The sequence below is a fragment of the Streptomyces sp. CoH27 genome (genome assembly GCF_020181035.1).
Taxonomy (GTDB): Bacteria; Actinomycetota; Actinomycetes; order Streptomycetales; family Streptomycetaceae; genus Streptomyces; species Streptomyces camelliae.
Genome location: NZ_JAIQYY010000054.1, coordinates 1 through 21380 on the forward strand (window position 1 = coordinate 1; position 21380 = coordinate 21380).

At 68.5% G+C, this 21380-nt stretch carries 11 protein-coding genes and 6 pseudogenes; 9 read left to right on the forward strand and 8 right to left on the reverse strand.

The genetic code is table 11. From position 1 onward, the window contains the following. Positions 1-576, forward strand: a pseudogene (locus tag LE548_RS42950) (hypothetical protein); the annotation flags it as partial. 861 nt (positions 577-1437) lie between these two features. After that, positions 1438-1695 (forward strand): hypothetical protein, encoded by a 258-nt coding sequence (locus LE548_RS42955; RefSeq protein WP_225102489.1) that lies wholly within the window; start codon positions 1438-1440, stop codon positions 1693-1695. Positions 1696-1744: 49 nt separating this feature from the next. On the opposite strand, the gene LE548_RS42960 is transcribed toward LE548_RS42955, so the two are convergent. The 4 genes and pseudogenes from LE548_RS42960 to LE548_RS42975 all read right to left on the reverse strand — a co-directional run bounded on the left by LE548_RS42960 (position 1745) and on the right by LE548_RS42975 (position 6075). Then, positions 1745-2404 (reverse strand): zinc ribbon domain-containing protein, encoded by a 660-nt coding sequence (locus LE548_RS42960; protein ID WP_225102490.1) that lies wholly within the window; start codon positions 2402-2404, stop codon positions 1745-1747. Positions 2405-2965: 561 nt separating this feature from the next. Next, on the reverse strand, positions 2966-3610 hold the full coding sequence (locus LE548_RS42965) for a hypothetical protein (protein WP_225102491.1): 645 nt from the start codon (positions 3608-3610) through the stop codon (positions 2966-2968). A 168-nt stretch (positions 3611-3778) separates the two neighbouring features. Then, positions 3779-5253, reverse strand: a pseudogene (locus LE548_RS42970) (NF041680 family putative transposase). Between the two features lie 144 nt (positions 5254-5397). After that, the gene (locus LE548_RS42975; RefSeq protein ID WP_308031119.1) at positions 5398-6075 is read right to left on the reverse strand and encodes a phosphotransferase; all 678 of its coding nucleotides are present in this window, start codon (positions 6073-6075) and stop codon (positions 5398-5400) included. Between LE548_RS42975 and LE548_RS42980 the strand changes: the two genes are divergently transcribed. From LE548_RS42980 to LE548_RS42990, 3 genes are all read left to right on the forward strand, one after another. Continuing rightward, positions 6049-6513: a hypothetical protein gene (locus LE548_RS42980; protein WP_225102501.1), complete on the forward strand. Its 465-nt coding sequence runs from the start codon at positions 6049-6051 to the stop codon at positions 6511-6513. The genes LE548_RS42975 and LE548_RS42980 overlap by 27 nt on opposite strands. A 155-nt stretch (positions 6514-6668) precedes the next feature. Further along, the gene (locus tag LE548_RS42985) at positions 6669-12893 is read left to right on the forward strand and encodes a DNRLRE domain-containing protein (RefSeq protein WP_225102492.1); all 6225 of its coding nucleotides are present in this window, start codon (positions 6669-6671) and stop codon (positions 12891-12893) included. Beyond that, positions 12887-13390, forward strand: a complete 504-nt coding sequence (locus LE548_RS42990) for a hypothetical protein (protein ID WP_225102493.1) — start codon at positions 12887-12889, stop codon at positions 13388-13390. The genes LE548_RS42985 and LE548_RS42990 overlap by 7 nt, the downstream gene beginning before the upstream one ends. Positions 13391-14300: 910 nt before the next feature. On the opposite strand, the gene LE548_RS42995 is transcribed toward LE548_RS42990, so the two are convergent. The 3 genes and pseudogenes from LE548_RS42995 to LE548_RS46865 form a co-directional block, all read right to left on the reverse strand. Further along, positions 14301-15098 (reverse strand): TnsA-like heteromeric transposase endonuclease subunit, encoded by a 798-nt coding sequence (locus tag LE548_RS42995; RefSeq protein WP_308031121.1) that lies wholly within the window; start codon positions 15096-15098, stop codon positions 14301-14303. 30 nt (positions 15099-15128) lie between these two features. Continuing rightward, positions 15129-15473 (reverse strand): annotated as a pseudogene (locus LE548_RS43000) (helicase associated domain-containing protein); the annotation flags it as partial. A gap of 120 nt (positions 15474-15593) precedes the next feature. After that, a pseudogene (locus tag LE548_RS46865) lies at positions 15594-16538 on the reverse strand (MFS transporter); the annotation flags it as partial. Between the two features lie 78 nt (positions 16539-16616). Here LE548_RS46865 and LE548_RS43010 point away from each other — a divergent pair. From LE548_RS43010 to LE548_RS43025, 4 genes and pseudogenes are all read left to right on the forward strand, one after another. Beyond that, positions 16617-17010: pseudogene (locus LE548_RS43010) on the forward strand (MerR family transcriptional regulator). 148 nt (positions 17011-17158) lie between these two features. Beyond that, positions 17159-17653: pseudogene (locus tag LE548_RS43015) on the forward strand (transposase); the annotation flags it as partial. Between the two features lie 244 nt (positions 17654-17897). Beyond that, positions 17898-18623 carry a hypothetical protein gene (locus LE548_RS43020; protein ID WP_225102496.1) on the forward strand — a complete coding sequence of 242 codons (726 nt, stop codon included), beginning with the start codon at positions 17898-17900 and terminating at the stop codon, positions 18621-18623. 85 nt (positions 18624-18708) lie between these two features. Further along, positions 18709-19059, forward strand: a complete 351-nt coding sequence (locus tag LE548_RS43025; RefSeq protein ID WP_225102497.1) for a DciA family protein — start codon at positions 18709-18711, stop codon at positions 19057-19059. A gap of 390 nt (positions 19060-19449) precedes the next feature. Here LE548_RS43025 and LE548_RS43030 read toward each other — a convergent pair whose 3' ends face one another. Further along, positions 19450-21279, reverse strand: a complete 1830-nt coding sequence (locus LE548_RS43030) for an Ig-like domain-containing protein (protein ID WP_225102498.1) — start codon at positions 21277-21279, stop codon at positions 19450-19452. Positions 21280-21380 lie beyond the last annotated feature (101 nt).

Consider the following 21380-nt stretch of genomic DNA (forward strand, 5'->3'; position numbering starts at 1 on the left):
CTGGCGAAGCCAGGAGCAAGCCCTGCAGTCCGCCTGAAACAAGATCACCGGACTCTACGAAACTCGGGACAGCTCACCCTGGCTCCGCTCACCGAACCCTGCCTAGATGGCTGTATGCAGCCTTCGAAAGCGCCCCAGCAGTACATCGAGTTCGACTTTCCCTTCCCGTTCGAGGAAAACCCTGATGCAACCAGGGCTCAGGACGTGAACGTGCGGTGGGTGCGGCAGCACGCCCTGGTTCGCAGTGACGCCGCCATGGACTGGTACTTACGCTGGGGTATGGCCCGGCTGGCTGGCCTGCTCTATCCGTATGCCCGTGGGGTTGACCTCGATGTGGCCGCGGACACCATGGCGTTCTTCTTCCTCTTCGACGACCAGTTCGACGGGCGTCTGGGCAGGGAGCCGAAGCTCGCCGCGGAGGTAAGCCGGGACATGATCGGCGTGGTGCACGAAGAGCCTCCGCGGCCGGGCCGGCCCAATGGCCCGGCCGCGGAGGCAGCCCGGGCGTCGACCTCTTCGACGTCCAGGACCACGCCTCCACCGAGCAGGTCACCGTCAAGGGGTACGACACCATGACGGGCGTCGGCACACCGGACGGCGCCGCCTTCATCGCCGGGCTGCGCCGCCTCGCCCCCTGAGTGGCCGGCACGAACTTCGGATTTCCCCGTCCACGGCCACTTCAGCTGCCCACCGTAGCCATTTCGACTGCCCGCTGGCGGCCACCTTGTGTGCACAGCGTGACGTCATTCTCGACGGCCCTCGCCCCACCACGGCAGGATCGGTGGCAGGTCGCTGAGCCCGCGGGCTGGCCGCCTGGGCATCGGCGACTCCCCGTCGTCCCCGTCCCAGCGGCGTGCGTATTGGTCCGGGAGATTGCCCCACCCCCAGTAGGGAACCGGGCGGTCGGGTGCCTCGCCGAGTTCGTCGAGGGGCTCGATGCGTTTTCCGCCATCGTGCACAGGAGGGCCCAGTCGTCGCCCATGTCGAAGACGTAGGCTAACTGCTCGCCGGCCTGCAGCCTGCTCGGCTTGGTGGCATGGCCGTCCACGGTGCCGTCCGGGGCCTCGTCCTCCCACCAGTCCAGGGGGGCTGACCTGGGTGCCGTCGGACAGCGTGAACAGGTAGGTGGGCCAGGTCCCAGCGGCCGAAGGCGATATCGATGGCCGTGGCGAACTGGGCGAAGGAGTGTGAGCGCGCGGCGGCGAACACCCGGCCGGGGCGGGGCCACAGGTCCGCACCGTGCCCGGAGATCAACTCCACCCGGATGGACAGCCAAGTACGTGCCACGATCACAACCCTTCATGCGCCAGGTCCTCGAGCCAGCACCGAGGCTCCTGGCTGTGACGACGAGGTGGGGAAACGACCTGGCCGTACGTGGGGAATCTCTAGGCTCTTCGGCACCTTCCGTGAAGCCGGTCAACCGGACAGGAGAATCCGATGCGCACCATGCCCTCCGACGAGGCGCGAGAACCAGATCATCAGGGGTCGAGTATGGGTTCTGAAACGCGGCGCTCGCTGATGACAAAGCCCCTGGTCACCGACTTCGGCGCCGACCCGGAGCTCGTCGCGCAACCCGTCATGCCGGGCAGTGCGTCGGACATCGGAGAGCGGATGATCCTGGCTCCCCACGCTCTCGATCCGGAACTGGACAACGAACCCCCAGCGACCGGGCTGCCGCGGCGTGGGCGCAGCTGAGGGCCGAGCCGGGACATCTCCCACCAGATCAAGGAACTGGCCTTTCGTGTTACCGCCGCGCGCCACACCCTGGGCAGAATGCCGCGCCATCCGGCACGGCGGCGGAACAGGACGAGCACTGGTTACGCTGAGCCAGCTGGTAGCCGCAGCCGGGGCAGAAGGCGGCTCCGTGGGTCTCGGTGTGACAGCGTGGGCACACCAACTGGCGTGGCAAGGTGGGGTCATAGCTCTGCCCTGCCTGCTGCCCCGCGGCGTATGCCCGTTGTGCGGCCATGTCGTTCAGTCCACGCTGCTGGGCGGCCATGGCCTCGGCCGCGGTGTCCGGGGCGCAGCGCAGGCACAGCCCCTGCGCTGCGTTCCAGCAACGCCCGCAGACGTAGTCGGTACAGCGGGCGCAGCGGTTGAAGTGTCCCCGGGCGTTGCTGATGGCCCGCTCGAAGGCGTGGTCGCGTGCCCGTCCCCAACCGGCGCCCGCCAGCCCGTCGGCCGCAGACGAGATCCCGCTGCCGCTGCGGCCCAGCAGGCCCCAGGCCATGTCGACACCCTTCTTCAGCCAGGTGGCGGCCCGCTCGCCGGCGTAGGGCTCGAACGGCGAGCGCCAGGTGTCATAGCAGCGCGAGCACGAGAACTCGAACTGGAACCCTGCCCCGGTGCCATTCCGCTCGCACAGGTCGCGGTAGTTGTTGCTGAAGTACATCTCGCTGCTCAAGTAGCTCTCCCCACAGGCCAGGCCGTTGGCACACACTGCCGTACGACGCTGGGGGACCGGTATTGGTTCTGGCCACTCGATGACACATCCCGGCCACGGCTGGGAACAACGGTCACAGGGCTGCCGCCGGCCTGGGGAAAACCCTCTCGGCGGCATTGCCATCGAGCCGGCGTAACACGGTCTTGGGCGTTCCCGAGGCTCCCGATGAGCCGACCGCATCGTAGTGCCCCTGTCACCGGGAATCCCCGGCGCCAACGCCCATGACGGCCTTGGCCTGACGCCATTGCGGTGCGGGGAATCTCGCCCTCCGTTCACGGCGCGATCCGCGTCGTCGCCGCCCGGCAAAGCTCCATGCCGACAAACGGCTCGGTCTACTTCGCAGGGCCGTCATCCGGACGGCCTGAGGCGGCAGCAGGAGCCACGGGCCGAGAGCATAGTTCGACGCCTCACGGAGAACGGCCCATCGCGCGAGCTCGACGGGCTATGACCGAGGACTTGGCCGATTGTCTGATCTCGGTACTGCGCTGGGCGGTAGGCCGAGCACAGGACGCAACGACGGGTTCAGCCTTCGAAGTCGGACCAGATGATGCCGACGCCCGTCCCGCTCTCGTCGCGGCCGATCAGGATGCTGTTGGAGTTGGTGTCGGTGGTGGGGAAGACGAACGTGTTGGCGCCGTTCGACGGGTTGACGACCATGTCGAGCAGCGGGGTCCGGGAGCCGGCGGCCGCCTGGGCCGCGAACTCGGCCGCGACCCGGGCCATCGCGTCCGCATACGCGGGCTCGCCGACGGTCAGGTTGAGGGCGCCGGCGATGCCCCAGTTGTCCGGGGTGCTGGAGTAGATCGCCGAGGCGCCGTCGCTGAGACAGTTGACGTCGTCCGCCTCGTCCTCCCAATGCGCTTTCAGCAGCGCCTCCGGCGTGGTTCCGCCGACGACCAGGGCCACCGCCGTGACGTACGCGCCCAGTTCCTCGTCCTGGTGGTAGGCCAGGTAGACGTCGTGCAGTCCGTGGGCGATGTCGTCGATGGTGAACCAGTCAGAGGCGCCGAGCCCGCACATCGCAAGGTCGCCGTGCACCCTGAGCTGCCCGGCCAGGATGAACTCGCCCTGGTAGCCCGCCCGGTCAGCAGCGCTCGATTCGTCGGCCGCCCACAGCGGCTCGTAGTTGGCCTTCAGGACTTCGTGGATCGCCTCGGTGATCTTCATGGCGGTGAGTCTGACACAGCTGTCCGACAGTCCACCCCACCCCAGCAGTTCCGCTCGCCGAACGACCACCGTGACCGTTCGGTGAACGCTTCCGTGAATCTCCCATCTCGGACATTCATGGGTTGACCTGCGTCTTTGGGGATTGGAAACAGGTAGTGAGCTTGACGTTTATCCAGTGCGGCGTGGTTTCGTGCCGACCTTGTGGTGAGCCGGTCGGCTGTATGCCTCGCCGGTCACGAGTACTCTGCCGACGTCGTGACGGGTGGCCAGATGGCGGTTCTTCGAGCCGGGCGGGCGACCAGGTCCCGGGCGGGACGGCTTTGGTGCATGGGCTGGCGAGCCCGTCTTCGCTCGCAGGTTCCGGAACCCTCGTCGGACGCGGGCGGGTGTCAGTTTGTTCGGTTCGGCCGACTTCTCCCAGGGACGCCGTAGATCGGCGGCCAGCGGGCGGGCGAGCCGGAGCTGGGTGTAGGCGGCTATCACAAGCCACGTCCACCGGTCTGCCGCCTCCGGGCTGCGGAGCCGGGGCTTGGTCCATCCCAGCGTCTGCTTGAACAGGCGAAACATGTGCTCGATGTCGAAGCGTCGCAGGAAGGACTGCCAGCAGCGGTCGAGGTCCGTCGTGGTGGCGGCGGTGCCCGACCACCACAGCCAGAGCGGCTTGTTCACTCCGCCGCTGGGCAGCTTCTCCACGACGAGGCGGATGACGGTGCCCTCGATGATGGGCAGCGGCCCGTCGTGGTCGAGCCAGGCCGCCCGCCGGGTCAGCCTCGGGTGGAGCCGGTCCCACGCCTGCGCGGTCGCCTTCCCGTAGCGGCGGGTGTCGGTGACCGTCACGGCCTGCTCGGCGCCCCAGGTAGCCGGATCGCCGAAGACGAACTCACCGCCGGGCTTCGGCGGTCGTCCGCCTTGGGGATAGGACAGGGCGTACTCCTTGAGCGAGGGCGTCGGCCGGCGCATCACCCGGTCCGACCGCAGTCGGCCCAGCACCTCGACGGGCAGGTCGCCCAGCAGGTGGGCGATGCGGGGCGCGTCGTATCCGGCGTCCAGCACGACCAGGACGTTGGGGTCGCCCTGCTTCCACTGGCCGGCGGCGACGAGCCGTTCGACGACCTCGCGGAGCTGGACCGTGGTCACCGCGGCGACGTCGGCGCCGGGGCCCAAGCGGACCGCGTCCAGTACCGCCGTCCATGAGGTCCGGCCGGTTTCCAGCGCGACCACGATCGAGTAGGGCCACCCCGGGATCATCTGGTGCTTTGCCCCTCCGCGGCCGAAGGTGCGGCAAAAGGCCCGGTCAGGGCAGGTGTTGGCGTCCGGCCGCAGCCACGGCGATACGTCCGCGGCCAGCACATCCGGCCGTCCGCCGACCGCGGCAGCGGCACAGAGGCCAGTACGCGGCGCAGCCGGGCCACATCGATCCGCCCCTGGTTGAGACCGCCGTAGAGAGCCCCGTGCCCGCGGCGGTGTTCCGGTGCGAGTGCCAGATCGACCAGCGTCCGTACCGGCCCGTCCGTGCACTGCAACGCGTCGCACAACTCGAACGGCGCGTCGCCCCGCCCGGTCAGACACGCGTACAACTCCGTCCGGATTCCTGACGCTTGCGCGAACGCTTCTCCGGGACCGGTGTCAGGCAGCAGACTCACCCTCACAGCCTTCGTCTTGATCGGTGCACCTTGTCGGAGCACATGATCAGACGAAGGCCGCTTCAATGTCCGGTGAATGCCCAGGCGAGTGATCCAGTTCGAGATGTCGTTCGACGCCGGGAACCAGGCACGGGCACTGACGCCTCAGCCGGCGAGCAGAGCCTGCATCCACTGGTCTTCGCGTTGTTCGATGTATTCGGCGTCGTTTCGCCAGGCGTCACCGTGGCCTTCAGCCCACAGCCTTGCCCAGGGTTGGGCTCCTTGGGCTGCCTGGTCGCGCAGGAAGTCGTGCATGGAACGCGTACGTCGCCCCAGCACAGGGACCAACCGACGACGCTCGGACTCAGCGAGACCGTAGGCGTCGGCGAAGACTCGTAGTCGGTCCGCCGCGTCCGGGCTCTGCCAGTCCGGATGCGCGGACAGCGGGATGAACCCGTGAATGGCATATGCGACATCCCACAGGCGCGAGCCGGGACCTGCAGCGTCCCAGTCGATGAAGGCCCACCGCGCCTCACCTGCGATCACGAGGTTCCAAGGGGCCAGGTCGTTGTGGGCGATGATGTCACTGTCCTCAGCGGGGATCAGCGTCTGCCACTGCGCATCGGACGGCGGCGTGAAGTCCTGCACGGCGTCGTGGAAGTCCCGGATCAGCCGTGCAACGCGCGCCAGTCGTCGAGCGGGTTCCATCAGCGAGAACCGGTCGGGCCAGACCACATCTCCCGGCATGAAGGTCAGGACCTCGCGCCCCTGATCGTCAATGCCGAGTGGGCGAGGCGCCGCGCCGAATCCCGCCTCATGCAGGTGGGCAAGCAGGGCATGCACAGCGGGAGTCCATGGTCCGGCCGGACGGCGAACTGTGTCCCCAACGCGAACGACACCATCGCTGACGTTGCCGCCGGACAAAGGCTCTTCATCATCGTGCCGCATCGAACCAGTGTGTCGGATCGGCCCGTCATGATCACCCCATTAAGGGGGAGCGTCAGAGTCGGGACGGAGGTTAAAGGGCAAGCTGATCTGCGGCTGCACGTCGAACTGGTCGCCGTCGGCACGGCGCTGACCGGCCAGGTTTTCGGTTGCCACGGATTGGCTGCGCTGACCGCGCACTGCACGGCTGACCCGACCACAGGTGTGGCCCGGCAGGGTGGCGCCCCGGCCGGCGACTGTCGATCTTCACAAGATGCGCGTCGCCGGAGGTTCCTGGCGTTTAGTAAAGATTTCATCAAGGAGCCGATCATCGAGCGCGCCTTACAGGCCATTTGACCGGCCGATTACCTTTTCTAACCCTCTTCCTTGCCGTGTTCACACCCTATGCTCACCCTTCGGCCCGTCACAGGGTCTTCACAAGGAGGTTGAGCGTGCATCAGCACATCCCCCCGTCGTCCAGATGGCGACGGGGGCTTTTTCGAAGAGTGGCCGTGCCCATAGCCGGGTCACTTGCCCTGGCGGTAACTGTCTCGCTTCTGGAGGGAAGCGAGACGGCTTTCGCCGCACCCAACACCCAGTCCCCGGCCGCAGCCGCCAAGGCGGGAAAGCGCTGGGCCTCGCAGGCGGCTGACCTGCCGTCGGCACGGGTCGCGGCCCGGCTGTCGGGCAAGCGGGTGGAGGCGCTGTCGGAGCGCACGGAGACGTCGACGACGTGGGTGAACCCCAACGGGTCGTTGACGACCGAACTCGCGGCCGGGCCGGTGCGGTTCAAGCGCAGCGGGAAATGGGTCGGTGTGGACCTGGATCTGGCGGCCCGCGCTGACGGATCGGTCGCACCTGCCGCTCATCCCCAGGGCCTGGTCCTTGGCGGCAAGGGCGGCTCCAGGCCCGCCTCGCTGAAGGCGGCCGGCCAGGCCACTCCGCGCACCCTGGTCACTCTTGGTCAGGGGCAGGAGCAGGTCGAACTGCAGTGGAAGGGAGGCCTGCCCGCGCCGGTGCTGGACGGGCCGAAGGCCACCTACCGTGATGCGGTCCCGGACGCTGATGTGGTGGTGGAGGCCACCCGGTCAGGGTTCGAGCAGTACGTCACCATCAAGCAGCGTCCCACGGCTGACGGTTACGCCTACACCATGCCGCTGAAGGCCAAGGGCCTGAAAGCCAAGCAGCAGGGCGACGGAAGTGTGGTGTTCAGCGACGCCAAGGCCGGCAAGAGGCGGGCGGTGATGCCCGCTCCGGTGATGTGGGACGCCACCACCGACAAGGTCTCCGGTGAGCACACCCACCGGGCCAAGGTCGGCCTGAAGGTTGTCCAGCACGGCTCCAACGTCGACCTGGTCTTCACCCCGGACGCCGGCTTCCTCGGTGACTCGAAGACGCAGTTCCCGGTCACGGTGGATCCCTCCACCGCGGCACTGAGCAACGTCTTCGACACCTATGTGCAGCAGGGTGAGACGGTCGACTGGTCGGCGGACACCGAGCTGGACCTGGGCAACCCAGGGACGAAGAACGCCGACGGCACCCCGCGCACGGCCCGCTCGTTCATCACTTGGAACACCGCCCCGTTCGCTGATGCACTCGTGTCCAAGGCCACGCTGTCGTTGTGGAACTTCCACTCGGGCAACACCGACTGCAAGGCGTATCCGTGGGAGGTGTGGGACACCGGCAAGCCCACGACCTCCTCGCGCTGGACATCGCAGCCGGCGTGGAACCAGAAGTTCGCCACGTCGACGGCGACCACCGGCAACCCAGGGTGCTCCACGCAGCCGGACGGCTGGATCACCGCCGACGTCACCGACCTGGCGCAGACATGGGCGTCGGCGAAGAACGCCACGTCGAACATGGGCCTGCGCGCATCGGACGAAACGGTCACCGCGCCGTGGAAGCGGGTGAACTCCGCGAACGCGGCGTCCAACCCGCCCAAGCTGGTCGTCACCTACAACTACCGGCCGCGCACGGGCACCGACCAGCAGGCCGGTTCGCCGTTCTTCAAGGACACCAACGGCACCTGGTACGTCAACACCCTCACGCCGACGCTGCGGGACACCTTCGCCGACCCGAACAACGACAAGGTTCAGGGCTTCTTCCAGATAGCCGACAATGCCACCGGCACTCAGGTCGGTTCCAACCTCTCCTCGTCGTTCGTGCCGGCCGGGCAGCCGGCCTCGGTGAAGGTGCCGACGGGCCTGCTGGCCAACGGCAAGACGTACAAGTTCCGCACCACTCCCTACGACGGCACCAGCTACAACCTTGAGTGGTCCCCGTACGCGGTCTTCACCGCCGACACCTCCGCCCCCTCCGCGCCGGCGTCGGTGACCTCCACCGACTATCCGGCGGACCAGTGGGTCAAGGGCGCCGGGCAGGCGGGCAAGTTCACCGTCACACCGCCCAGTGGTGACCAGAATGGCATCGAGTGGTCGCTGGACGGCGCCATCTGGACCAAGGTCGCCACCTCCGGCACCACCCCGGTGACCTTCTCCGTCACCCCGGCCAAGGCCGGCACCAACACGCTGCAGGTGCGGGCCACCGACAAGGCGGACAACAAGTCCGAGGCAGTCTCCTACACCTTCCACGTCGGGCCGGGCGGCGTAACCGCCCCCGACGACGGCACCCGCACCGCCGCCCGCGTCCCGCTGGCCGCCGAAGCCGACGCCGCCAAATACGACAAGGCCACCTTCTCCTGGCGACGCGGCGACGCGGATACCTGGACGTCGATCCCGGCCGGGGATGTGACGTCGGGCGGGCAGGCACTGACCAGCTGGCCGGTCGCCCTGACCGGCGGCAAGAGCCCCGCCCTGACCTGGAACGCGACCTCCACCGTCAGCCCTGACGGAACCGTGCAGCTGCGGGCGGACTTCACCGGCCCGAACAGCGCGGCCACCTCCTCAGAGCCGATCACCGTGGTGGTCGACCGCACCGCCGACGGCGCGGCATCGGAGGAAATTGGGCCCGGTTCGGTAAACCTGCTCACCGGCGACTACACCCTCTCCGACACCGACGCGTCGTTCTTCGGCATGACGGTGACCCGCACCGCCTCCTCCCGCACCCCGCAGGCCGGGGCAGCGCAGGAGGGCCAGGCCCCGATCTTCGGTAAGGAGTGGCTGTCCGGCACCACGGCCGAAGAGGTCGACTCCGACTACACGCAGATCGTGAAGACCTCTGCCACCTCACTGAACGTGGCCACCGTAGACGGCGACACGATCAAGTTCACCTCCAACGCTGCCAAGACCGGCTGGGTACCCGAGCCCGGCTCCGAGGACCTGACCCTCAAGGGGTCCTTCACCGCCGGCGACTTCACACTGTCCGACACTGACGGCACGGTGACGACCTTCTCCAAGGTCAACTCATCGGCGACGACGTGGACGGTGGCCAGTTCGCTGGCCGACGGCCTCGCCAACTCCACCACGAAGGTGGTCCCGGAATCCGTCACCGTCGGCGGCAAGACCCTGGCCCGCCCCAAGCGGGTCATCGCCTCAAACACCGCGACCACCCTGGCCGCCTGCGAGACCGACCCCTCCACCAAGGGCTGCCGGGTCCTGGAGTTCATCTACCCGACGACCACCACCGCCACCTCCAGCGCCCTCGGCGACTTCGCCGGGCAGGTCTCCCAGATCAAGCTGTGGTCCACCGCTCCCGGCGCCTCCGCGGCCACCGCCATCGCCGTCGCAAGCTACGCCTACGACGACGCCGGCCGGTTGCGTGAACAGTGGGACCCGCGCATCAGCCCGGCGCTGAAGACCGCCTACTCCTATGACAGCGCCGGACGGGTCACCACGCTGACCCCAGCTGGACAGCTGCCATGGACCTTCGTCTACGGCAAGGCTGGCTCCAACCCGGCAACCGGTGACGGCATGCTGCTGTCCGCCTCCCGCCCAACCCTGACCCCGGGCAGCGCGAGCCAGACCAACGGCAGCGCCACCACCACCGTCGCCTACGGAGTGCCGCTGACCGGCTCAGCCGCACCGGAGAACCTCAGCGCCAGTACGGTGGCCGGCTGGGGGCAGAGCGACCTGCCCACCGACGCCACCGCTGTCTTCCCCGCCGACCAGACGCCTGCCTCCAGCAACGGCGCCGACCTCGCCGCCAGCGCCTACAGCCGCGCCGGCATCCACTACCTCGACGCCTCCGGCCAAGAGGTCAACGAGGCGACCCCCGGTCACCACATCTCGGCGACCGAGTACGACCGGTTCGGTAACACGGTCCGCACCCTGACCGCAGGCAACCGCGCGCTCGCCCTAGGCACCACTCAGGCCCAGAAGGACCAGCTCACCGACCTGGGCATCAACGCCCTGTCCACCGGCGAGCGCGCCCAGCTGCTGTCCAGCACCTCCGTCTACAGCAGCGACGGCCAGCGGGAGACCGACACCTACGGCCCGCTGCACCAGATCATCCTCACCGCCGACCTCACCAGCGGCACCACCACCCTGGCTGCGGCAGGCAGCCGGGTGATCGCCCGCCAGCACACCATCAAGGAGTACGACACCGGCCGGCCCACCGACGGCACGGCCACGGTGAAGAACCAGATCACCAAGCGGACCGTCGGTGCCCAGGTACGGTCCTGGCCCGACCTGCTCGCCGACCCGCGGGTGGGCACCACCGGCTACGACTGGGCCAAGGGCCTGCCCACCCAGACGGTCACCGACCCGAGCGGCCTGGCACTGATCAAGACCACGTCGTACGACTCCCAGGGCCGGGTCACCAAGACGACCCTGCCCAAGTCCTCCGGCACGGACGCCGGCGCCACGGTGACCACCTACTACTCGGCCACCGGCACCGGCGCCTGCAACGGACGCCCAGAGTGGGCCGACCTCGTGTGCTCCACCGGCCCGGCAGGTGACATCACCGGTGGCGGCTCCAACCCTGCCCAGCTGCCCACCAAGACCATCGAGTACGACCGATGGGGCAACACCGCCAAAACCACCGAGACCGCCAACTCCGTCACCCGCACCACCACCAGCACCTACGACGGCGCGGGCCGGCTCACCACCACATCGGTCAGCGGTGGGGTGGGCACCACGGTGCCGGACACCACCACCGCCTATGACACCGGCACCGGTCAGGTGGCCACGGTCACCTCGAACGGGCAGACCATCACCCACACCTACGACCAGCTCGGACGGGAGATCTCCTACAACGACGGCGCGGGCAACACCGCTGACACGCAGTACGACGCGCTCGGCCGCGTGATCAAGACCACCGACTCCGCCCCGTCCACCACCGCCTACACCTACGACACCGCCAAGGACCCGCGCGGTGTGGAGACCTCCCGCACCGACTCGGTCGCCGGCACCTTCGCCGCCACCTACGACGCGGACGGCGACCTGGCCACCCAGTCCATGCCCGGCGGCTACACGCTCACCGTTGGCCAGGACGAGACCGGCGCCACGACATCCCGGGTCTACACCCGGGACAGCGACAGTACCGTGATCGCCTCCGACGCCACGGACGAGAACGTCCACGGCCAGGTCGTCGGCGACACCGGCATGGCGGGCCAGAACTACAGCCGCAGCTACCGCTATGACGCCGCCGGACGCCTCACCCGCACCGACGACACCGACCCGGGCGGAGTCTGCACCCGCCGCGACTACACCTTCGACAAGAACACCAACCGCACCGCCCTCGCCGTCGCCGCCAGCGGCGTCGGCGCCGACTGCACCTCCACCGGCGCCGCCACCACGTCGTACGCCTACGACAGTGCCGACCGCCTGGTCACCACCGGCATCGTCTACGACGCCCTCGGCCGCACCACCACCCAGCCCACCGGCGCCACCATCGGCTACTACGCCAACGACCTCGTCCGCCAGCAGACCTCCGGCACCAGCCGGCAGACCTGGAACCTGGACGCGGCCGGCCGCCTCGCCAACTGGACCACCGAAACCAACAACGCGGGCACCTGGACCCAGACCGGATCCAAGACCAACCACTACGGCTCCGACACCGACAGCCCCGACTGGACCCAGGAGACCAGCAACACCCTCACCCGCAACGTCCAGGGCAGCAGCGGCAACCTGGACGCGATCACCAGCGCCACCGGCGACACCGTCCTGCAGCTCACCGACATCCACGGTGACGTCACCGTGCAACTGCCGCTGGACACCGCACAGGCGCCCACCGCCTTCGCCTATGACGAGTACGGGAACCCGGAAGGCGCCACCGCCGCCCGCTACGGCTGGCTCGGCGGCAAGCAGCGCTCCAGCGAAACGGTCACCGGCGCCACCCTCATGGGCGTCCGCCTCTACGACCCCACCACCGGACGCTTCCTTTCCGTCGACCCCGTCTACGGCGGCAACGCCAACGCATACGAATACTGCAATGGCGACCCGCTCAACCACTACGACCTCGACGGCCGATGGGGCTGGTTCAAGTCCCTGAAGCGCCGCTTCAACCGGTGGTCGGCCAACGCGCTCGGCTGGGGCCTTTCCCGGATTGGTAGCCACTACCTGGGATACCGGTGCTCGTACCGCTACGGTCTGCGAGTCTGCCGCGGCGGTGTACTCTTGCACGCTCGCGGCGGCACCACCCTCGGGAACACGTATTTCACCTCGAACAACCGAGCCTACATCTCGCGCAACAGGATCCGGCACGAGAAAATTCACGTGCGGCAGTGGCGGCGCTACGGCCTGGGGTTCATCTACCGGTACATCAACGCAGGAGCGAATCCCTGCCGGAACCGCTTCGAGCGACAGGCCAATCTGAGGTGGGGTGGATACCGTTGCTGAACCGGCTGCGGGTTGCTCCCTCGGTTCTCTTCGCCTCGTTCGCTCTGCTGGGAACCGGATGCAGTGTGGTGCCGTCGGACCCGGCAGATCCTCCCGCGTTCGGTGCCCGGGTGGAAGGGGAGGCGATCATCGTCAAAATCCCCCTCTGCTCTACGGATACCGTGCGGCGCGTCGACGTCTCGGACTTCGACGACACCAAGCACGAGACTCCACAGACCCTGTGGTGGGCCACCGATCCCACGGCACCCTCGGCCAAGGAAGGAGTCGTCACACTCTGGTCGGGAGAGGGGTTCGAGCGCCACGCAGCCAAGCCGACCCCCGTCCCCCGCAATCTGGACGTGGGCTACACGGATCCCTCGGGTGACGGGCGTGACGACGTCCTTGACCTGCACGCGATCACAGCAGCGAGTCTGAAGACCGGGGAGTACTGGACCCGCGAAGGCCCCAAGACTGCCGCGCAGATCGATGCACAGCTCCACTGCCAGGACAACGAGTGAGAGAGGGTGCCGCACTTGGGTGCGGCACCCGCCTCGGCCACGTCCCCGGTCGTGGTGTAGCCGATCATGACCCGTCGACTCCCATCCTGGGTCCGACAGGCACGTCCCGCCATGGGGTGCCTGGCAGTTGTCGCCGGTCGCGGCGGCGTGAGCCCCAACAGGCTGTCAGGCAAAGGCGATCAGGGCCGCGACCTGGGGCGTTCCACTTGCTTGATCGGCTACACCACGTGGCGGGACACCACCCCCGCCTCTACGACCCCACCACCGGACGCTTCCTCTCAGTCAACCCCGTCGAGACGGGAGGGCGTACAAGGGCAAGACGAAGACGAACGGCAAAACCGGTTGAGTCGGCCTGGAGCGCGGTACCGGTGTTGCCACCGGCCCGTTTCTCCAGGCCGCTCGCCGAACCCGGCGTACCCGTCTCCGAGTACCGGGCTCTCCACAGTTCTGCCGTGGGTTGTTTGTCCGGAAGGGTGGCGGCTTCGTCGACGGGCCTCGTGGAAGCCGATCCGCCCCCAGAAGGGGCTCTGCCCCGCCGCGGTCAACTCCGCTGCCTTGGCCTCCTCCCGTTCCGCCGAAGTCCGCTGCACCGGATCGAACTCCGCCCGCGGCACACCGCCCTGCCCCGGCACGGGAAAGCCGGTCTCCACCTCGCGCACGTGCCGCTCCCATGCCTGCGCACGCTCGCGTGCGTGCTGTGGCAGTTCCTCCAGGAGTCCGAACGGCGGCACCTGGCGGCGGGGCGCTCCTACGAGTTCGAAGTCAGGAGCAGCGAACAGATAGCTCACCAGCACCGTCACCGTGGAGTTGTCCGAGTCGACCAACCGGGCACGGGCTCCCTCGATCATCACCACCGTCCAAGAGCGGCCCTCGAACCGCACCCGGCTCCCCACCTCCAGCACTGCCGCCGTCACGCAGACGCCCGCTCGCCCGGGCCTGCTGTCACGGTCACCCGTTCATGCAAAGGCTCGTTCAGCGGGGCTGACAGTGCCCCGGTCCATAGGGCGTGGAAGAGGGCTGGGAGAACCCTGATGGTGTCTCCGAGGTCACGTGCTGCTTCGATCAGCGGCCGAGGACGGGCAAAGGCCCGCACCGCCCCCTCCATGAGCTCGGTGTCCCGGTAGCGAGGGTGCCGGTATCCCGACAGCCAGCCCAGGTTGGCGGCGACAACTGGTTCGGGAGGCGGGGCGCCCCTGTACTGCCATCCGACCGCACGTGCCGCCGCTGCCATGACGTCAGCACGGTGTGCGAGCCGGGCAGAGATCTCCCCTCGCCCGGCACAGTCGAGCAGCAGACCGCAACCGTCCCTGAACCGGGCCATCAGATGTGGCGCATGCGACACCACCGTCCCATCAGGCTCCCGCCAGGACAGCTCTACAGGGCGGCACGCCATCGCCGTGACCGAAGGATCACGGTCCAGCAGCATCACCTGGGTGCGCATGACACCCGACCCGTAGTGCACCAGCCGCCCGGAGGTAGCCGACCACCACCAGCCGGGCGCGAAACGACGGCCAGGCCGCAAGGGAAACGGACGTACCGGACCGCAGTCCTCCAGGCGCACGACGCGAGCGGCCTCGCCCCACGGCATCCGCCCTTCTCCACCGTACGGATCCAGGAAACGGGCGCTGCACGAGCCGGGATCAGCGACCGCCCGGGTGCGCCGAGGAGTCTTGCTGCCACACGCACCATCAACTGATGAGCATCCCATCAGGTAATGGCCACATGGCGACCTGCTCCGTCACGCCCAGTCGACTCCCAACTCGGCCAGTGCGTCGAGCTGTTCCTGGGTGAGCTTGTCGCGCCTCGAGTTGGTGTTCGAGACCCATACGCCCAGCTTCACGACCACCGGCTCCGTCTCGCCGTCGACGGCGATCTCCTCGCTGTGGCCGCGCGGCACCGGACGGTCCGCGCCTTCCCGCTCCACCCACTGCGCAAGGGCCGCCAGGCCTCGCTGGAACGCCTGTTGCGCCTTGCTCGGGCCCTCCGTCCAGCAACCGGCCGCCGGGGCGGGAGACGGCTTCTCCAGCGGCTTGATGCCCAGCGTGGACAGACGCTCCTGCTGTTCGGGCAGGAGCCGCGTCCAGCGCAGCGCGCCGGCGGCGACGATGGCCCCGCCGAGGGCAGATCCGGCGGCGGCGCCGAGGTTGAAGGCACCGACGTTGACCGCGACAGCCAAGGTCGGGGCGGAGCCGGCAAGGCGCAGGATCAGGCCCTGCAACGGGGCGATGGTGGCGGTGGCCAGCAGGCCCAGGACCAGGACCGCAAGCACGGCGGTGGGCTGCCAGGTGGCGGCGAACGGCATGGCCACCAGTACGCCGGTCAAGCCGCAGAACACCCCGCGCACGGTGGCGGACATGGACCTGTCGGTCAGCTTGCCGGCGGCCAGGTTGCCCAGAAAGCTGCCGGCGCCGTAGGCAAACAGGAGAGCGGAGACGGCGGCCGGGGAGAAGCCGACGATGCGGGTGAGCAGCGGCGCGATGTAGGTGAAGACGACGGCGACGCCGGAGAAGCCGACCGCGGTGGTGGCGATGGCCAGCAGCACCGGTTTGCGGCTCACCACGCGCAGCTCGTCGCGCAGGCCGGCGGACGACGCCTGTTGTGTGGGCAGCACCAGAGCCAACAGCGCGACGGCGGCCAAGGTCAGCGCGGTCAGCACCGCGAACGGGGCCCGCTAGCCGGCCGCGTGTCCCAGCAGTGAGCCCAGCGGTACCCCGAGCAAGGTAGCGACGGTGAACCCGGAGGCCACCGTGGCGATCGCCGAGCCGGTCTTGTGCTCGGGCACCACGCTGGTGGCCATCACCAGCGCCAACGCCAAGAACGCGGCGTGGCTGAGCGAGGAGACCACCCGCCCGGCCAGCAACATCGTGAACGAGGAGGCCAGGGCGCTGAGCGCGCTGCCCGCGGCGAACGGCAGCATCAGCCCGAGGGCCAGGGGCTTGCGGGGCAGCCGCGCGGTCAGCATGGTCACCGCGGGCCCGCCGATCACCACGCCGAGCGCGTAGGCGGTCACCGCCTGCCCCGCAGTGCTTTGCGATACCTGAAGATCCGCGCCGACCTCGGGCAGCATGCCCGCGACCAGGTATTCCGACGTACCGACAACGAAGACGCTCGCGCACAAGGCCGCGAGTGAGGCGTAACTCTTGTTCATGCTGGGGAAGCTAGAGTCTCACATCGGTGTGAGAGTCAAGCGGCGTTGCCCGCCCGGGACATCCATGAGGAGGATGACGTGCGGATCGGTGAGCTGTCCCGCAAGACCGGCGTACACGAACGGTTGCTGCGCTACTACGAGGAACAGAACCTGCTCCAGCCCCAGCGGCTACCGCGAATACAGCGAGGCGGATGTGGACACCGTGCGCCGCATCCGCAGCCTGCTCGCCGCTGGCCTGAACACCGCCACCATCGCGACGATCCTGCCCTGCCTGCGTGACGAGGGCGAACGCCTGGTGCCGACCTGCTCCGATCTCCTCGCCGACCTGACCAAGGAACGCGAGCGGATCACCAAGGCCATCACCGATTTGCAGACCTCCCGCGCCGCACTCGACAAAGTCATCGCCGCAGCTCCCGCCGATGTCGCAGAACGCGCGACAAGCGGCGCAACAGCCTACAGCACACGGGCATGACCGCCACCAGCCCCGAGTAGCGCTGCAACAGGAACCGGTCACACCGTGATCATCCGACCCTTGTCCGACAACCCTTAGCGTCGGCTGCGCAGAAGCGATCCGAGCGCCAGTCCGGTGCCCAGGCCGATCAGAGCGCCGACCGACGTCCGCCCGGCACAAGGACCCCGACCGTGAACCACGGCCGCGGCGCCGCGCGACCTACACCCGCCCGCACGGCGTCCGGCACCTGTTCGCCGCCTACGACCTGGGCAAAGACCAGCTCTACGGCCACATCAAGCCGAGAAAGCACCGCACGAGGTTCCTGGAGTTCTGCCGCTACCTGCGCAGCCTGCACCCCCTCGGGAAGCGCATCGCGATCGTGCTCGACAACTACTCCCCGCACCTGACCACCAAGCGCTGTCGGCGGGTCGCGGAGTGGGCGGAGGTGAACAACGTCGAGTTCGCCTACACGCCCACCAACAGCTCGTGGCTCAACCGGATCGAGGCCCAGTTCACCGCCCTGCGCTCCTTCGCCCTCGACGGCACCGACCACGCCAGCCACAAGGAGCAGGGCAGCATGATCCGCCGCTACATCATGTGGCGAAACAAGCACGCCACCGACAAACACCTCCGTGCAGTCGTAGACAGGGCGAACGTTGCCTGATGCGGCACTAGGACTGACTCACCAGACGCGCGTGCACTCGTCTCACCCGCCGTAGGCGAGGTACCGGTAGTTGAGGGCGCGGAGGCTGTGGAAAGCCCGGCTGCCGCGACTGCGCGCACGGGCAGCCGGCGGTGGTCTCGCGCTTCGCGAGGGTGGAAACAGCCAGCCCTTCCCCTCGAAGCCGGAAACCGAAAAGCGCAGCAGGGGCGGGGGTCCGCGCGGTCGTCGTACAGCGCAGTTGGCCATGAGCGCGCAGATCTACGCCGTGCTGGAGCCGGTCCACCTGCTGCTGGAGCGGGTGACCAACGACTTCGTCGTCCGGCAGATCGCGCGTGAGGTGGGCCGCCAGCTGCGCGAGGGCACCGACGCCGAACGCCTGCACCACCGGCTGACCACCCGGTTCGCCAAGGTGATGGTCTCGGAGATCCGCGACCCCGGCCGGTGGCTGCTCGGGGTGGCCCTGCCGCGCTGGGGCTGCGGCTACCAGGGCTGCGAGGCCGGTGCACTGTGGTCGACCGGCAAGGACTGCGAGGTGTGTGCCGAGATCGTCCAGGACAAGGCTGCTGCCCAGAGGCGTGCCCAGCGCATTGAGCAGGGCCTGTGCCCCGAGCACGGCACCCGTCCCGGCCCGGGCGGACGCTGCGCCGACTGCGTGCTGGACGACGCGTTCGTCGTCCCGGGCCCGGTACCGGCGCCGTGCGAGCCGGAGGGTCCGCCGCGCGGATCCTGCGGGGACTGCGGCGCCCGGATCATCGTCGTCGGCCGCGCCATCGAGGACGGCCTGTGCAAGCTGTGCCGCGAGGAAGCCGCTGCACTGGGCGCCGCCGTGCCCACGCCTGCCGCCGCAGCGGCCGGGCAGGAGACTTGCTCGGGCCAGGACGGAAGCGTGCCGTGCGGCCGCAAGCCCCTGCCGTCCCGCTGCGTCTGCGGCGTCCACCGCGTCCAGGAGCTGGCCGGGGAGGTAGCGTGATGACCGAGACTCCACAGCTCAGCGGCGCCGAAGCCGTGCACAACCCAGGTGGTCCGGCGTGGCGGGCGCGAGTTGATGGGGCTCGGTGCTCCATGAGCCGCTGGTCACCGAACGGGCCTGGGAGCTCGCGGCCGTCGGCGCCTCGCTGCGCGAGCGGTGGGCGGCCATCGCCCCGGAGCTGGCCGCCCACGTCGCCCCGATCAGCTACGACGTCGACACCGGTCAGCTCACCGTGCGCCCGGAGTCGGCGGCCTGGGCGACGAAGACGCGACTGGAGCAGGCCCACCGCCAACGAGTCAGCCGGCCGCACGGTCGTGCGCGCCCTGCGGATCCTCGCGCCCGGCACGGTGCCGGTACCCGAGCCGGCCGACACCGAACCGGCGCCCGCTGTGCCCGCCGGGCCGGCGGTACGACGGGTGGGCGGCCGTGCTGCTGACGGTGGGGAAGCAGCCCTCGCCGATGCGGGGACGACGAACGCCGGGTGCAGAAGCGGCTGAGGAACCGCGAGCAACCGCCGCGGGTGCGGGGACGACCGCCTGCTGTGAGATCTCCCTCGCCCGGGTCAGGAGCTACCCCCGCGGGTGCGGGGACGACCTCGGCCTGCGCCGTGTTCACGATCTCGTCGAGGAGCTACCCCGCACCCGCGGGGGTAGCTCGACCGACCCCGGCCAGAGCCACCGGGAGAGTAATCCGTTGTGAGTTCCCGATCCCCGTCTACCGGAAACGACTTGTGAAACGCCGTGTCCTGCGACTTCCGGTTTGGAGCCGCAGGACACGCGGAGAGTTCGGCCTGCAGCCGTGCGGGATTCCCCTGCGGCTTGTTCGGTCAGGGTGCGATGAGTGTCCAGTAGGCGTTGACTTCGGCCCAGTTGGTCCAGCTGCTTACGCTGTTGATGCTCTGGGTGTAGCCCATGTGGCCGCCGCTGCCGAGTGCGAAGACGGTGCTTTGTGTGGTGTCGGGGTCGTAGATCGCGCTCGGGTCGCTGGTGAAGTTGTTCCAGTAGGCGTTGGCCTCGGTCCAGTTGGACCAGCTGGCGCCGTCGTTGCTGCTTTGGGTGTAGCCGACTTTTCCGTCGCCGCCGCGCGCGAGCAGGGAGATCGTCTTTGTGCTGGCGTTGTACACCGCGTGCGGGTCGCCGGAGAAGTTGTTCCAGTAGGCGTTGACTTCGGCCCAGTTGGACCAGCTGGCGCCGTCGTTGCTGCTTTGGGTGTAGCCGATCTTTCCGTCACCGCCGCGCGCGAAGACCGTCATCTGGTGGGTGTCGGGGTTGAGGACCACGTGGGGGTCGCCGGAGAAGTTGTTCCAGTAGGCATTGACTTCAGCCCAGTTCGACCAGCTGCCGCCGACGTTGCCGCTTTGGGTGTAGCCGATCTTTCCGTCACCGCCGCGCGCGAACACGGTGACCTTTTTGGTGTCGGGGTTGTACACCGCTGAGGCGTCGCCCTTGAAGTTGCTCCAGTAGGCGTTGACCTGGGCCCAGGTCGACCAGGTGGCGCCGTTGTCGGTGCTGGTGGTGATGCCCATGGCGCCGTCGGCCTGGCCGCGGGCGAAGAGCATCGTCATCCTGGCGTCCGCGTCGTACACGGCGTTCGGTGTGCCTTGCAGTTGCCAGTACGCGTTGGCCTCGGTCCAGTTGCTCCAGCTCGCTCCGCCGTTCGTGCTTCTGGTGAGGCCCAGGTGGCCGCCGGACCCAAGACCGAACAAGGTCATCGTCTTCGTGTCAGGGTTGTACACCGACCAACTGCTGTCCGAAGTACTGCCGCTATTGATCGAAACGCTGACCGGGCCGTACGTGTGGTTCTGTCCGTCGATCTCGTTGGCGGTCACGGAGATGGTGTAGGTGCCGTTGGGCAGCCCGGTGGTGTTCCAGGACTGTGCGTAGTTGTTCGCGCCGGTGCCGCCGTTGATCGTCTGGGTGCCGTTCGGTCCGGTGATGGTGTAGCTCAGGGAATTGATGACGCCCTGGGAGCTGGCGACGGCGGTGAGGTTGACGGTGCCGGAGACGGTCTGGCCGGAAGCCGCGGCTCCGTTGGCGTCGATGGTGACATTGAAGTTCGCGGGGATGGCGGGGGCGAGGCTGTTGGAGCGCAGCAGTTCGAACGAGGATTTGGGGTAGCCGTCGATGGAGGTGTCGTGGATGTTGGCGGGGTACTCGCCGGTGACGACGCCGGGGTTGTCTTCGGCGATGTAGGTGAAGTCGCCGTTGGCCTGGTTGGTCCAGCCGGCGAAGAGGTTAATGTGCTCGCCGGCCACGGCCAGGGCGTCGCCGGGCTGCAACTGGGACCAGCTGGTCAGCTTGGTGCTGTAGGTGGAGGAGTCGATGCCGGGTGAGGGAGTGGTCACCACCGGGCTGCTGGTGAGCTGCCAGGCCATGTCGACCAGGCCGCCGCAGTCGGTGCGGTAGGGACCGCCGACCTCGCTGTCCGAGAACGACTGGGACTGGTTGTAAGTGACCCGGTGGCTGACCCAGTCCCTGGCGCGCTGGACCATCTGGGCGCCGGTCAGCTTCTGCCCGACTCCGGTGCCCAGGGTGCCGGTGGAGGTCGGTGTCTCGTTCCCACTGTTGTAGTACGTGCCGGTGTCCGCGGAGGCGGGCGCGACCATGCACAGGCCCGCGACGACCGCGGTCGCGGTAACGAGGGCAAGGCGGGACAAGGCGTGAGCGGGGCTGGGTTTAGCCCTGGCTATTCAGCGGAATTGGTCGAGTTGACACCCTGACAGCAGAAAGGTGCCGTTGACCTGCGAGGATGCGAGTG